13 protein-coding genes are annotated in these 13210 nt (G+C 64.0%); 8 read left to right on the top strand and 5 right to left on the bottom strand.

The annotated features are described in order from the left end of the window. Positions 1-119: 119 nt before the first annotated feature. Positions 120-2186, top strand: a complete 2067-nt coding sequence (locus C8D77_RS14770) for a 3-hydroxyacyl-CoA dehydrogenase NAD-binding domain-containing protein (RefSeq protein WP_109664042.1) — start codon at positions 120-122, stop codon at positions 2184-2186. A gap of 5 nt (positions 2187-2191) precedes the next feature. Here the strand turns inward: C8D77_RS14770 and C8D77_RS14775 are convergent, their stop codons facing one another. Further along, positions 2192-2998, bottom strand: coding sequence for a response regulator transcription factor (locus C8D77_RS14775; RefSeq protein WP_109664047.1), 807 nt, complete (start codon positions 2996-2998; stop codon positions 2192-2194). A 115-nt stretch (positions 2999-3113) separates the two neighbouring features. Between C8D77_RS14775 and C8D77_RS14780 the strand changes: the two genes are divergently transcribed. The 6 genes from C8D77_RS14780 to C8D77_RS14805 all read left to right on the top strand — a co-directional run bounded on the left by C8D77_RS14780 (position 3114) and on the right by C8D77_RS14805 (position 8949). Then, positions 3114-4250: an ABC transporter ATP-binding protein gene (locus C8D77_RS14780; RefSeq protein WP_109664051.1), complete on the top strand. Its 1137-nt coding sequence runs from the start codon at positions 3114-3116 to the stop codon at positions 4248-4250. After that, a complete protein-coding gene (locus C8D77_RS14785) occupies positions 4231-5394 on the top strand; it encodes an ABC transporter substrate-binding protein (protein WP_109664056.1) in 1164 nt (387 codons plus the stop codon). The genes C8D77_RS14780 and C8D77_RS14785 overlap by 20 nt, the downstream gene beginning before the upstream one ends. A 73-nt stretch (positions 5395-5467) precedes the next feature. After that, positions 5468-6331 (top strand): ABC transporter permease, encoded by an 864-nt coding sequence (locus C8D77_RS14790; protein ID WP_109664060.1) that lies wholly within the window; start codon positions 5468-5470, stop codon positions 6329-6331. Continuing rightward, positions 6331-7143, top strand: a complete 813-nt coding sequence (locus tag C8D77_RS14795) for an ABC transporter permease (RefSeq protein WP_109664066.1) — start codon at positions 6331-6333, stop codon at positions 7141-7143. The genes C8D77_RS14790 and C8D77_RS14795 overlap by 1 nt, the downstream gene beginning before the upstream one ends. A 10-nt stretch (positions 7144-7153) precedes the next feature. Then, positions 7154-7915: an SDR family NAD(P)-dependent oxidoreductase gene (locus C8D77_RS14800; protein WP_109664069.1), complete on the top strand. Its 762-nt coding sequence runs from the start codon at positions 7154-7156 to the stop codon at positions 7913-7915. 302 nt (positions 7916-8217) lie between these two features. Beyond that, positions 8218-8949 carry a hypothetical protein gene (locus C8D77_RS14805; RefSeq protein ID WP_109664074.1) on the top strand — a complete coding sequence of 244 codons (732 nt, stop codon included), beginning with the start codon at positions 8218-8220 and terminating at the stop codon, positions 8947-8949. A gap of 72 nt (positions 8950-9021) precedes the next feature. On the opposite strand, the gene C8D77_RS14810 is transcribed toward C8D77_RS14805, so the two are convergent. Further along, positions 9022-9918 carry a LysR family transcriptional regulator gene (locus C8D77_RS14810; protein WP_109664079.1) on the bottom strand — a complete coding sequence of 299 codons (897 nt, stop codon included), beginning with the start codon at positions 9916-9918 and terminating at the stop codon, positions 9022-9024. Positions 9919-10022: 104 nt separating this feature from the next. Here C8D77_RS14810 and bla point away from each other — a divergent pair, with 104 nt between their 5' ends. Continuing rightward, positions 10023-10916, top strand: coding sequence for a class A beta-lactamase (gene bla, locus C8D77_RS14815; protein WP_109664083.1), 894 nt, complete (start codon positions 10023-10025; stop codon positions 10914-10916). A gap of 38 nt (positions 10917-10954) precedes the next feature. On the opposite strand, the gene C8D77_RS14820 is transcribed toward bla, so the two are convergent. Genes C8D77_RS14820 through C8D77_RS14830 form a run of 3 tightly spaced genes read right to left on the bottom strand, consistent with a single transcriptional unit; the run spans position 10955 to position 13193 of the window. Beyond that, positions 10955-12463 carry an aldehyde dehydrogenase family protein gene (locus tag C8D77_RS14820; protein ID WP_109664086.1) on the bottom strand — a complete coding sequence of 503 codons (1509 nt, stop codon included), beginning with the start codon at positions 12461-12463 and terminating at the stop codon, positions 10955-10957. 20 nt (positions 12464-12483) lie between these two features. Beyond that, positions 12484-12828, bottom strand: coding sequence for a cupin domain-containing protein (locus C8D77_RS14825; RefSeq protein ID WP_109664089.1), 345 nt, complete (start codon positions 12826-12828; stop codon positions 12484-12486). Positions 12829-12851: 23 nt separating this feature from the next. Continuing rightward, positions 12852-13193: a cupin domain-containing protein gene (locus C8D77_RS14830; protein WP_109664093.1), complete on the bottom strand. Its 342-nt coding sequence runs from the start codon at positions 13191-13193 to the stop codon at positions 12852-12854. Positions 13194-13210: the final 17 nt, after the last annotated feature.

Genomic DNA, 13210 nt, shown 5'->3' on the forward strand with positions numbered 1-13210 from the left:
TACACTTTCAAGGCTTGTAATCGTTGTGCCAGGCCGGCATCCGGTTCCCATCCGCGTCATGGCGCTGTAAATCCGGTTCGCGCGGCCACGGCCGCTGAATAGTGCTGGGAGGTTTTGTTTTGTCCGATTTCCTCAGGGTCAACCGCGATGGCGATGTCGCCATCGTCACCATCGACAATCCGCCAGTCAACGCGCTGAGTTTTCATGTCCGCGAACCGCTGATGCAGGCGCTGGTTGAGCTGCGGGATGATGCTTCGGTCGCGGCCATCGTCATTGCTTGCGCCGGCCGGACGTTTGTCGCCGGCGCCGACATCACTGAATTCGGCAAACCGATGCAGCAACCCGAACTGCGCGCCATCGTGGCGACGCTGGAGACCATCGCCAAGCCGACGGTTGCCGCCATCCACGGCACCGCGCTCGGCGGCGGGCTGGAATTGGCGCTCGGTTGCCATTTCCGTGTCGCCGATGCCGGCGCCAGACTCGGCCTGCCGGAGGTGAAGCTCGGCCTGTTGCCGGGTGGCGGTGGCACAGTGCGGTTGCCGCGCCTGGTCGGCGCGCTGAAGGCCTTGAAGATGATCGTTTCCGGTGCGCCGATCGGTGCGACCGAGGCGCATGCCGCCGGTCTCGTCGATGCCGTCTTCGAAGGCGATCTGACCACGCATGCCGTGAACTTCGCCAGGGAGATAGCCCGCAAGGGTGGTCCCTTCACGCCGGTGCGCGACCGCGACGACCGGCTTAGGGAAACCGACCTCGCGGCTTTCGACGCCGAGGCCGCGGACCTCGCCAAAAAGGCGCGGGGGCTCGAGGCGCCGATCGCCTGCGCGCAGGCGGTGCGCAATGCCATCACGCTGCCCTTCGATGAGGCGCTTGTGGCGGAGCGTGCGCTGTTCGTCAAGCTCGTTGCCAGCGACCAGTCGCGGGCGCAGCGCCATCTGTTCTTCGCCGAACGTGAGGCGGCAAAGCTTCCCGGCAAGGACATCGTCAAGCGCCGGATCGCGCGTGTCGGAGTCATTGGGGCCGGCACGATGGGCGGCGGCATCGCTATGGCTTTCGCCAATGGCGGCTATCCCGTGACCTTGCTGGAAACCAGCCATGAGGCATTGCAGCGCGGACTGGCGACCATCGACAAGAATTACTCGGTGTCCGTCACGCGCGGCTCGCTGACGGCAGATGCCAAGCGCGAGCGCCTCGCCCAGTTCGAAGGCTCCACCGACTATGCCGATCTCGCCGATTGCGACCTGATCGTCGAGGCGGTGTTCGAGGACATGGCGGTCAAGAAGGAGGTTTTTGGCAAGCTCGATGCGGTGGCCAGGCCGGGCGCGATCCTTGCCACCAACACCTCCTATCTCGACATTAACGAAATCGCCGCCTCGGTCTCGCGGCCGCAGGATGTGCTCGGCCTGCATTTCTTCTCGCCGGCCAATGTCATGAAGCTGCTGGAGATCGTGCGGGCCGACAAGACCGCGCCCGATGCGCTGGCGACCGTCGTCGACCTGGCGCGGCGGATCGGCAAGGTGGCCGTTGTCGTCGGTGTGTGCCACGGCTTCGTCGGTAACCGCATGCTGGCGGCGCGTGGCTCGGAATCGGAAGCGCTTCTGCTGGAGGGTGCGACACCCAGCCAGATCGACCAGGCCTTCACCGATTTCGGCTGGCCGATGGGGCCGTTCCAGATGGGCGATCTCGCTGGCCTCGACATTGGCTGGCGCAACCGCAAGGCACGCGGCCAGACAGCCGTGATCGCCGACACGCTGTGCGAACAAGGACGTTTCGGCCAGAAGACCGGCCGGGGCTTCTATCTCTACGAGGCTGGCGCGCGCACGCCGGTGCCGGATCCCGAGGTTGAAGCGCTGATCCGCGACAAGGCTGCCGAGAAGGGCATCGCGCCGCGTGCGATCAGCGCGGAAGAAATCATCGAGCGCACGCTCTATCCCCTGGTCAACGAGGGCGCGAAGATCCTGGAGGAAGGCATAGCGGCCCGTGCGTCCGACATCGATGTCGTCTGGGTCAACGGCTACGGTTTTCCCATCGGCAGAGGTGGGCCGATGTTCTGGGCTGGCCTCGAAGGTCCGGCCAAGATCGTCGAGCGGCTCGATTACTGGCATCAGCGGACAGGCAGGGATGTGTTCCTCGTCGCGCCGCTACTAAAGCGGATGGCCGGGGCCGGGTCGTGGGAAGCCGGCGGTTAGGGGAATTACCGGATCCGTGCGTCGATGATCTCGACGAAGCGCGCGAACAGACCGGCCTGCGACTTGATCTTGAGCTTGCGGTAGATGTTGCGGCGGTGAACCTTCACGGTTCCCGGCACGATGCGCATCGCCCTGGCGATCGATTCGGTGGAGTGTCCCTGCAGCACCAGATCGACGACATGCTTTTCGCGCGGCGTCAGCGACAGGCTCTTCCAGATATGGGCACGGTCGAATTCGTTGACCGGCGCTACCGTCTCGTCCTGCTTCAATTCTGCCGGTTCGTCGGTCGCCAGGGCAGGCCAGCGCAACCTGATGAAGCTGATCACCGCAGGCGCCATGTCGCGCAACAATCTGGCATCAGCGGTGCCGAACGGGCCTGAAGCGCGCAGCCGCATCAGCGACAGCACCAGCGCATCCTTGCCCGGCAGCGGCACGAAGAAGCCGACCTCCTCGGCCAGTCTGGTCTGGCTGTAGTAGGAGCGAAAATACTCGCTGGCATAGAAGCGGTCCGGCGCCAGTTCGCGCATGCGCCAGAACCCTTCCTTGCGCTCGACCGCCGCGTGGTGAAACGGGTCAAGCAGATACGGCCCCTCCTGATAGAGCGCGACGAAGACGTGGCTTTCGGCCGGCGAAAAGGTCTCGAACAGCAGCGGCGGGCGCGAGGCGCCGCGATAGCCGAAGACCACGCAGTGATCGAAACTGACATGGAGCCGCAGCCAGTCGACCAGCGCCTTGCCGAACAGGTCGCCGCTCGTCTCCCGCGTCGCCGCGACGAGCGTGGCGAGCTGGCTGTATTCGTCGCTGCGGGACAATCCATACCCCCTTAAACGAGAAAATAGATCAGATATACCACCTGCGAGGTATATACTAGCCGGCATTGGCTCTGGTAGCGTTCTGAAATTGCCCTGTCGCTGGAGCCCGCAGCCTTTGACCGCAGTGCCCGACATCGAGTTTCGCGGCGTCACCAAGCGCTATGGCAGCGTGACGGCTGTGAGCAGCATCGATCTCGCCGTGCCACCTTCCGCCTTTGTTGCCTTGCTCGGTCCCTCCGGCTGCGGCAAGACCACCTGCCTGCGCATGATCGGCGGTTTCGAACAGCCGAGCGAAGGCAAGGTGTTCATTCGCGGCCAGGACATGGCCGGCACGCCGCCCTACCGGCGGCCGGTCAACATGGTGTTCCAGCAATACGCGCTGTTTCCGCATCTCGATGTCGAGGACAACGTCGCCTACGGGCTGCGCCAGGCGCGGCCAAGGCTGTCGTCACGCGAGATATCCTCAAGGGCGGGCGAGGCGCTCGAAATGGTGCGGCTCGCCGGCTATGGCCGCCGCAAGATCCACGAACTGTCAGGCGGCCAGCAGCAGCGGGTCGCGTTGGCGCGCGCGCTGGTCAACAAGCCGGCCGTGCTTTTGCTCGACGAGCCGCTGGCGGCGCTCGACAAGAAGCTGCGCACCGACATGCAGATCGAGCTCCAGAACCTGCAGCGCGAGATCGGCATCACCTTCGTGCTGGTCACCCACGACCAGGAGGAAGCGCTGTCGATGAGCGATTTCGTCTGCGTCATGAATGGCGGCCGCATCGTCCAGCTTGGGCAGCCGAGCGAGATCTATGACGAGCCGGCCGATTTGTTCGTCGCCGACTTCGTCGGCAAGACCAATCTCTTGAGCGGCACCGTCGCCGGGCATACCGGCGATCTGGTGGAGGTAACGCTTGCCGATGGCACGGTGATTGCGGCGCGCAAGCGGACCGCCTTGCAGCAGGGCGAGGCCGTTTCAGTCAGCCTTCGCCCCGAATCGTTCAGTCTCGGCGCGCCGGAAAGTGGCCGGTTCAAGGGCATCGTCCGCAACCGGATTTTCCTGGGTTCGACAGCGGAATACGCGATCGAGGTCCAGGGTATCGGAACGCTGCTCGCCAAGGCCGACCATCTGATCGGCCACGGCAATCTCTTCAAGCCGGGTGAACCCGTCGCCATCGGCTTTGCCTCCGGAACGCCGCTGGCGTTTCCGGACACCAAGAACAACGGGACCAACCAGAGGGTAGATAAACATGTCGAAATCATATCGTGACGGACTGCCGATAAGCCCCGAGAATTTCGTCGACCAGTTGATGCGCCTCAAGCGCGGCTCGATCGGCCGCCGCGATTTCCTTGGCCTCACCGGCCTTGGCATTGCGACGGCGGTGATGGCGCGCGAGATCGGCATCATGCCGACACCGGCCTTCGCCGCGGAAAGCCTTGGCGACCGCATGTCGATCGCCACCTGGCCGAACTATCATGACCCGGCGACCTTCGAGAATTTCAAAAAGGACACCGGCGTTGCCGTCGAGGTCAACGTGTTCGGCTCCAATGAGGAGATGCTGGCCAAGCTGCAGGCCGGCGCCTCGGGCTGGAGCCTTTTCGTGCCGACCAACTACACGATCTCGACCTACAAGAAGCTCGGCATCATCGAGCCGCTGGAGATGGCGAAGCTGCCGAACTTCGACGGCTCGCAGGAGGATCCACGCTTCACTGGGGAAGGCACGATCGATGCGGTGACCTATGCGGTACCGAAGAACTGGGGCACCACCGGCTTTGCCGTCAACACCAAGAAGCTGACCAAGCCGATGACGAGCTGGAAGGAATTCTGGGACACCGCCATGGCCGAAGGCGACAGCCGCACCATGGTGCATGACTACCAGCTGACCACGATCGGCAATGCGCTGAAATATTACGGCTACTCGTTCAACTCGCTCAAGCAGGACGAACTCGCCAAGGCGGAGGAACTGCTGCTGAAGGTCAAGCCGCATCTGTTCGCGGTCTCATCCGACTACCAGCCTGGGATGCGCGCGGGTGACGCCTGGATGACCATGTGCTGGACGAACGACGGCGCCCAGCTGCATCGTGACATTCCCGAGATCGCCTATGTGCTGGGCAAGGAAGGCGGCGAGATCTGGACCGATTTCTACGCCATTCCGAAGGATGCGCCGAACAAGCCCGCAGGTTACGCTCTGCTCAACTATCTGATGAACCCGCAGGTGGCGGTGAAGGAGCACCTGGCCAATGGTGCGCCCTCGACCGATGCGCGAGTCAACAAGCTGCTGCCGAAGGAGGTGCTCGACAATCCGATCCTCTATCCGGCGGCGGACCTGTTGACGCCGCTGGAATTCGGCGCGGCGGCAACGCTGACCGACCCCGGCCGTGCCGAATTGATGGCGCGCTTCAAGTCGGCCTGAGCAGCTGGCCTCAATTCGACTCAGACAAACTTGACCGGCGGGTCATGCCCGCCGGTACCGGGGCAATCTCTCCATGCACGGCAGCCGTCTTCGCAAGAATCTTCTGACCGCCATGCTGCTCGGTCCAGCGACCGCGTGGCTGGTGGTGTTTCTGGTGCTGCCGTTCATTGCCATCGCCGTCTTCAGCGTCGGCGAACGGGCGCCGGAAGGCGGCTATCAGGCGGCCTTCACTTTCGCGCAATATGCCAATCTTCCGGCGCGGGCGACCGCCTTCTGGAACACGATGGTGCTGGCGCCTGTGGGAGCGCTCGCCTGTCTTCTCGTCGCCTACCCGGTTGCCTATTACCTCGCCCTGCGCGCGCCGCAGCGCTGGCGGCTGATCCTGCTGGCGCTGGTCGTCATCCCGTTCTGGACCAGCCTTCTGATGCGGACCTATGCCTGGATGTACGTGCTGGGCGGACGCGGCATTCCGGCATTGCTTGCTTATATCGGATTTGAGGACGTCAGGCTGATCAACACGCCGGGCGCGGTGCTGCTCGGCATCGTCTATGGCTATCTGCCGCTGATGATCCTGCCGATCTATGTCAGCCTCGAACGGCTTGATCGCAGGCTGCTGGAAGCCTCAGCCGATCTCGGCGCCACGCCATTATCGACCTTCCTCGGTGTGACCCTAAAGCTGTCGCTGCCGGGCGTGATGACCGGCTTCTCGCTGGTCATGATCCTGCTGCTTGGCGAATATCTGATCCCAACGCTGCTCGGCGGCGGCAAGGTGTTCTTCATCGGCAACGCGCTGGTCGACCTGTTCCTGCAGTCGCGCAACTGGCCGTTCGGATCGGCCATCGCGATCACGCTGGTGCTGGTCTCGGTGGTGGTGCTGATTGCCGCCAACCGCATCTCGACCCGGGTTTCGGGCGCGCGCCGGGTGGACCTGATCTGATGCGCGCCTTTGTCATTGCCGTCTTTGCCTTCCTCTATCTGCCGATCGCGCTGGTCGTGCTGTTCTCCTTCAACGCCGGTCACCATGCCAGCGAGTTCACCGGCTTTTCGGTGCAATGGTACGGCAAGGCGCTGGCGAACCCGTTCCTGGTCGAGGCGCTGAAGAACAGCCTGTTCATTGCCACCACCAGCGCTTCGCTGGCGGCGCTGTGCGGCACGGCGGCCGCACTCGGCCTGGCGCGTGTCAGCGTCAGAACCCGCGCGGTTTTCGATGCCCTTCTCGGGGCCGCGATCGTCGTTCCGGGTGTCGTCATCGGCATTTCGACGCTGGTTGCGCTCGTCCAGCTCTTTGGCGTCGTCAACCCGTTCCTCGCCTCGATCTGGCCGGATGGCCAGCCGCCGCGCCTGGCGCTCGGCTACGGTTCCATCATTGCGGCACATGGGCTGTTTTCGATGGCGCTGGTGACGATGATCGTTGGCACCCGGCTCGGCAGCCTCGACCGCAATCTGGTCGAGGCTTCGAGTGATCTCTACGCCACGCCGTTGACGACGTTTCGCAGCATCGTCCTGCCACAGATCCTGCCGGCGGTGGTCGCCGGCTTCCTGCTCGCCTTCACCTTCTCCTTCGATGATTTCATCGTCGCCTTCTTCGTCGCCGGCGCACAGACGACGTTGCCGATCTATGTCTTCGCTTCGATCCGGCGTGGCGTGACGCCGGAAATCAATGCCATCGCGACGATCGTCCTCGTCGCCTCCGTGCTGCTTGTGGTGCTTGCCCAATGGCAGTTGCGCCAACGCAAACCGTCAAACTGAAAGCTGCGTCATGATCCTCAAAGACCGCATCGCCGTAGTGACAGGCGCCGGCTCCGGCATCGGGCGCGCCGGCGCCATGACCATGGCCAGGGAAGGCGCGGTGGTCGTCATCGCCGACAGGGATCAGGCCGCCGGCGAAGCAACAGCTTCGGACATTCGGGCAGCGGGAGGGCAGGCCGAGGCAATCGCGACCGATGTCGCTGATGACGCGGCGGTCGGGCAACTCATTGCCGGCACGCTCGACAGGCATGGGCGGATCGACATCCTGCACAATCACGCCGGCATCCAGGTCGGCGGCACGCTGACTGAAGTCGAAGTCGACGGCATGGATGCCTCGTGGCGGGTCAATGTGCGGGCGCAGTTCCTGGCGGCCAGGATGGTCATGCCGTCGATGGTCGCACGAGGCGGCGGTGTCATCCTCAACACCGCCTCCAATTCGGGCGTGTTCTACGACCGCGAGATGATCGCCTACGCAACCTCCAAACATGCGGTGGTGGCAATGACGCGGCAGATGTCGCTCGACTACGCCCGGCACAATGTCCGCGTCAACGCACTCTGTCCCGGCTGGGTCGACACGCCGTTCAACGAGCCGTTCATCGCCCAGATGGGTGGACGCGAGGCGATCGAAAACTATGTCCGCACCAAGATACCGATGGGGCGCTGGGCCAGCGCCGATGAGATCGCCGAGGCGATCCTGTTCCTCGTCTCCGACCGCTCATCCTTCATGACCGGCCAGGCGCTGGTGATCGATGGGGGCGAAAGCATCGGCTGAGACCTGTGCTTTCGTTATGGACGTCCCGTGTTTCAAAGCCTTTCCGATATACTACGCCACGACTTTTACCCGTGCCGCTGCTCGGCGGCAGGACTATAGTCTGGCCGACGTGGGACTTCAGTGCCATGGCGATCTGAGAAGATTGATTTGTATTTGATATCAAAGGTTTATGGTGCCGGCTGGTTGCCGGCTCGCGTATTGAGACGGCATTTGTCTAAAGTTTACTCTGTACAATTAGCGATTTCTCATACGACGGTCGCCTAGCGGTCGGGCGAGGGTGGCGATTCCCCGAGGAGGTTACCATGACGAACCGAAAGACTCTGTTCGCGGCGCTTGCCGCATTGGCGCTTCTGGCGTCTCCGGCGCTCGCCGGAGCCGGCGGCAACGGGCACGGCGGCGGCAATGGCGGTGGCAATGCCGGCGGCAACGGGAACGGCGGTGGCAATGCTGGCGGTAACGGCGGCGGCAATGGCAGTGGCAAGAGCGGCGCTTCGCACGGCAAGTCGTCGTCGGCTCCCGGGCGGGCGGCAAAGGCGGACAGCACCACGGTCGACACGACCACAAAGGTCTCGGCCGTGCCCAAGGAGAAAAACATCCACGCCAAACTCGGCCGGTTGAACTCGCTGCAGCGCAACATCAACGCCTACATGAACTCCAAGAGCAAAAAGTTCGCTGCCATTCAGGCATTCGTGACGCAGTCCGCGAAAGCCAAGGTCGCCCAGGCTACAGCGGCCGCCGCCCAGGCCGAACTGGACGCCCTGACGGCGCTGACACCCGATCAGATTGCCGCCATGTCGCCCGAAGATCAGGCGGCCCTGCCTGGGAAGATCGCGGCTCTGCAGGCCGAGGTCGCTGCCGACAACGCGGCGGCTGCTGCGGCAACGGAGGGCACCGATGATGCATCGCTCGACGCGGCGCTGACGGACATGGCCAACAAGCCGGTCGACGACGAGGTCACGGCCTGGGCCCAGGGCGTCCTTGCCGACAAGATCGACCAGACGGCCGCCACGATGCAGACGGAAACGACGCCGTAACGACTTGCCGCCGAAACGGCAGTGACCAGTCAAAGAAGATGCCGCCGGGTCTTGCCCCGGCGGCATTGCTGTTTAACGGCCGTGGTCGGGCTGGCTTCGTAGAGCGGCCGTCTCAGCCTTCAGCCAATCGGCAAAGATCGTCATCGCGTGCGAGTTCTGCCGCCTGCGCCGCGCTGAGAGCCAGTACTTGCCGACATCGACCGTGCAGCCGAAAGGCTGGACCAATTCAGCGGAACGGAGCTCACGGCTGAACATCGAAACCGGCAGCAGCGCCACGCCGGCGCCCTGGACGGCGGCGTTGGCCATGGTGACGGACGAGTCGAAAACGATGCCCTTGATGGGTGGGCAATGGCGCCCTGCCGCCTCGAACCAGCGCAGCCATTCGTCTTCCCGGTAGGAGCATAGCAGCGTTTCGCGCGCGAGATCCGATGGATCGCGCAGACGCGCCGCGATATCGGGCGCGCAGGCCGGCGAGAACGAGCCGGGCATCAGCGGTGTGTTGTCGGTTCCCTGCCAGGAGCCGTCGCCGAAGCGGATGGCAAAGTCGAGGCCGTCGGCGGCGAGATTGACCCGGTTGTTGTTGGTCGAAATGCGTAGCTCGATATCCGGATAGGCCTGGTGGAACACAGGTAATCTCGGGATCAGCCAGCCCGAGGCGAAAGTGCCGACGACGCCGACAGTGACGATGTCGTGGAAGCGGCCGCCCTCGAAGCGGTCGAGCGTGACGCCGATCCTGTTGAAGGCATCGCTCAATACGGGCAGCAGCGCCTCGCCCTCCTCGCTCAGAGCGAGCCCGTGCGGAAGCCGGCGAAAGAGCCTGACGCCAAGAACCTCTTCGAGGCCTTTGACCTGATGGCTGACGGCCGCCTGGGTGACGCGCAGTTCGAGCCCGGCGCCGGTGAAGCTGAGGTGACGCGCGGCGGCCTCGAAGGCGCGCAAGCCGTTCAGCGGAAGGTGCGATCGCTTCATTGGTCGAGCCCTAGTTTTTCTCGTGGCGGGGGCGATGTTAACTCGTTTGCGATGGTGTCGTATCCGGTCCAGTTCTGCGGCGCGGGGCAACAGAGAGTGTGGAAATGACAAGCAGACGCAGTTTCATCAGTGGTCTCGCGGTGGTTCTGGCGGCCCCCGTCACCCTTGGCGCGATCGCGACGGCGGCAACGAGCCCGACAAAATTTGATGAGGTCTTGCCGAAAATAAGGCGGATCGAGGCGAAAAGCGGCGGCCGGCTTGGCGTGGCCTGCCGGATCGCTGGAACGAGCGCGCAATTCGGCTATCGCGAGAACGAGCTGTTTCCGATGTGCAGCACCTTCAAGACGCTGGCGGCGGCGCTCATCCTGCATCGTGTCGATGGCGGCATCGAGCAGCTCGAGCGCAGCATCAAGATCCCGCACAACGCCATCATTGCCAATTCGCCGACGACCAAGAAGTTTGCCGGCGGCGAGATGACGGTGGCGCAGCTTTGCGAGGCCGCCGTGACGGTCAGCGACAATGGCGCGGCCAATCTGCTGCTGGAGTCCTTTGGCGGACCGCCGCAGCTGACGGCCTATCTGCGTTCGATCGGCGACAGTGTGAGCAGACTGGACAGGATCGAGCCGGAGCTGAACGAGTCGCTGCCAGGCGACGAGCGTGATACGATCTCGCCGCTGGCCATGGTTGAGGACTACGAGCGTCTCGCGCTCGGCAACAGCCTGTCGGACAAGAGCCGGGCGCAGCTTGTCGAATGGCTGGTGGCCAACAAGACCGGCGATGAGCGCATCCGGGCCGGGCTGCCGAAGGGCTGGAGGTGCGGCGACAAGACCGGCACCGGTGACCGTGGCAGTACCAATGACGCGGCGGTCATCTGGCCGGCTTCCGGCAATCCTATCTTGATGTCGGTTTACCTGACGGGCACGAAACAGAGCCTGACCAAGCGCAACGCTGTGATTGCTTCCGTCTCGCGCACGTTGGTCGAAGCGATCGAGGCATAAGCTCATATCGAGCAGCGCGCCTTGCCGCGCTGCTCCTCTCATACGTGCTTGCGGCCGCCGGTCTCGCGGAACCAGCTGTCGGGGTAGGGATACCACCAGTCCTGGATCGCCGGCTTGTGGTCGATGATCACCATCTTCGAGCGGCGGAACGCATCCAGCCCCTGGCGGCCGAGCTCGCGGCCGAGGCCGGAGGCCTTCCAGCCGCCAAAGGGCAGGGCGTCATTGTCGATCAGCGGATTGTTGACCCAGACCATGCCGGCCTCGAGTCGCTCGGCTGCCTCGTGGGCTTCGGCGAGATCGGTGGTGAAGACGGAAGCACCGAGCCCGAACGGGCTGTCATTGGCAAGCCGGATCGCCTCGTCGAAATCTTTCACCCGGCAGATGGCGGCGACCGGCCCAAAGCATTCTTCGCGCACGATGGCCATATTAGGGGTGACGCCCGTCAGGATCGTCGGTTCGTAGAACCAGCCGGTGTTGTGTGCCGGCGGGATGCGGCCGCCGGTGACCGCCTTGGCGCCATGGGCAATGGCGTCATCCACAAGGCGCATCACCTTTGTCCGCGCGCTTTCGCTGACCAGTGGGCCGATCTCGGTCTTGTCCATGCCGTTGCCGATGCGCAGCGTCCGCGTCCTCTCGGCGAACAGCTCGACGAAGCGGTCATGCACGGCATCGACGACGAAGAAGCGCTCGGCCGAAGTGCAGACCTGGCCGGTGAGGTGGAAGGCGGCGGTGACACTGCCGGTCGCCGCCACCTCGAGCGGGGCGTGTTCGCTGACGATCAGCGGATCACTGCCGCCGGCCTCGATGACGCACGGTTTCATGCGTTCGGCGCAGGCCACCGCCACCGCCTTGCCGGCGGCGACCGAGCCGGTGAAGGCGACGGCATGGGTGCGGTCGGAGGCGATCAACGCCTGCGCTGTCGCCGCGTCGCCCGGAAGGCAGGAGACCAGCCCTTCCGGCAGCGAGCGGAACACGGTCATGTAGTCCAGCGTCGACAGCGTCGTCGCCTCGGCCGGCTTGATGATGCAGGCATTGCCGGCGGCGAGTGATGCGGCGACCGTCCAGCACATCAGCAGGATCGGAAAATTGTAGGGCATAATGTGGACGGAGACGCCGTAGGGTTCGTAGCGGGCGTACTGGAACGAACCGGCCTGCGTCGTGCCGGCGATCTTGCCGGCGTCGTCGCGCGCCATCTCGGCATAGTAGCGGAAGATCGGCGCGCAATTGGCGATCTCGCCGATCGCCTCGGGGTAGGGCTTGCCCATCTCGCGCACCATCAGCTCTGCGCAGCGGGTGAAGTCGGCTGCTTCGATGGCGTTGGCGACGGCGTGCAGATGCTTGGCACGGCTCTTGGCGTCGAGCTTTTTCCAGGCGGCCTGCGCCTTGGTCGCGGCGGTGAGCACAGCGTCGATCTCGCCGTCGGTAGCGGCCGAGATAGTGCCGACGATTTCGAGCGTCGCCGGATCGATTACCGGTTTGTTCGCGCCGGTCATCGGCCGGTAATCCGGATTGACGAAGAAAGCCGGCCGATCAGCTGAGAAATCCATGGACATCCTTTCAGGTCCGCTCAGCGGATCATGTAGACCTTCTTGATCGTCTCATGGACGGTGCAGACACCCTTCCAGTTCTGCGGAAAGAACGCTGCCGTGTCCGGCTCGATCTCGATCACTTCGCCGGATTCATGCACGTAGGTGCAGCGGCCTTCGAGGAAGTGGCAGAACTCGTCGCGGGTGACATGGCAGTGCCATTTGCCTGGCGTGCAGACCCAAAGCCCGCATTCGGAGCGGCCTTCCGGCCCCTTGTGCAGCAGCTTGCCCGAGGTGTGGGACTTACCCTCGATCATGGTCGGGATGACGCCCCAGTCGACGAGGTCTGACATGGCGAGCGGGGATCTCATGATGGGTGTGGTCATTGTCGATTTCCTTGAAAAAGTGCTCAGCGGCACATGAAGGCCTTGGTCGGCGTTTGCGTGATGATGGAGATGCCGGTCCATCCGGCGGGGAAGAACACCAGCGTGCCGGCTTCGACGGGGATCTGTTCGCCGTTCTCGTGGACATAGGTGCCGTGCCCCGAGAGGAAGTGGCAGAACTCGTCGGCGGCAAAGGTGACCTTGCGCGTGCCCGGCGTGCATGACCACAGGCCGCATTCGCTCGATCCGTCCGGGTTCCGGGACAGGATCTTGCCCGCGGCGCACGGCGAACCGGCCAGCGTGTTGCTGCCCGCGCCCCAATCCTCCAGTTCCACGCTCGAGGCCTTCGGCCAGTGCGGTGTCGGCATATCGTCAAACTCCGTGG

It is taken from the genome of Mesorhizobium loti, from assembly GCF_003148495.1.
GTDB lineage: Bacteria > Pseudomonadota > Alphaproteobacteria > Rhizobiales > Rhizobiaceae > Mesorhizobium > Mesorhizobium loti.

What these genes read in the sequence shown, in the direction of transcription:
- C8D77_RS14785 (WP_109664056.1), top strand. Translation starts at nt 4,231, where the DNA reads ATGTCGAAATCATATCGTGACGGACTGCCGATAAGCCCCGAGAATTTC.
- C8D77_RS14790 (WP_109664060.1), top strand. Translation starts at nt 5,468, where the DNA reads ATGCACGGCAGCCGTCTTCGCAAGAATCTTCTGACCGCCATGCTGCTC.
- C8D77_RS14795 (WP_109664066.1), top strand. Translation starts at nt 6,331, where the DNA reads ATGCGCGCCTTTGTCATTGCCGTCTTTGCCTTCCTCTATCTGCCGATC.
- C8D77_RS14800 (WP_109664069.1), top strand. Translation starts at nt 7,154, where the DNA reads ATGATCCTCAAAGACCGCATCGCCGTAGTGACAGGCGCCGGCTCCGGC.
- C8D77_RS14805 (WP_109664074.1), top strand. Translation starts at nt 8,218, where the DNA reads ATGACGAACCGAAAGACTCTGTTCGCGGCGCTTGCCGCATTGGCGCTT.
- C8D77_RS14810 (WP_109664079.1), bottom strand. Translation starts at nt 9,918, where the DNA reads ATGAAGCGATCGCACCTTCCGCTGAACGGCTTGCGCGCCTTCGAGGCC.
- bla (WP_109664083.1), top strand. Translation starts at nt 10,023, where the DNA reads ATGACAAGCAGACGCAGTTTCATCAGTGGTCTCGCGGTGGTTCTGGCG.
- C8D77_RS14820 (WP_109664086.1), bottom strand. Translation starts at nt 12,463, where the DNA reads ATGGATTTCTCAGCTGATCGGCCGGCTTTCTTCGTCAATCCGGATTAC.
- C8D77_RS14825 (WP_109664089.1), bottom strand. Translation starts at nt 12,828, where the DNA reads ATGACCACACCCATCATGAGATCCCCGCTCGCCATGTCAGACCTCGTC.
- C8D77_RS14830 (WP_109664093.1), bottom strand. Translation starts at nt 13,193, where the DNA reads ATGCCGACACCGCACTGGCCGAAGGCCTCGAGCGTGGAACTGGAGGAT.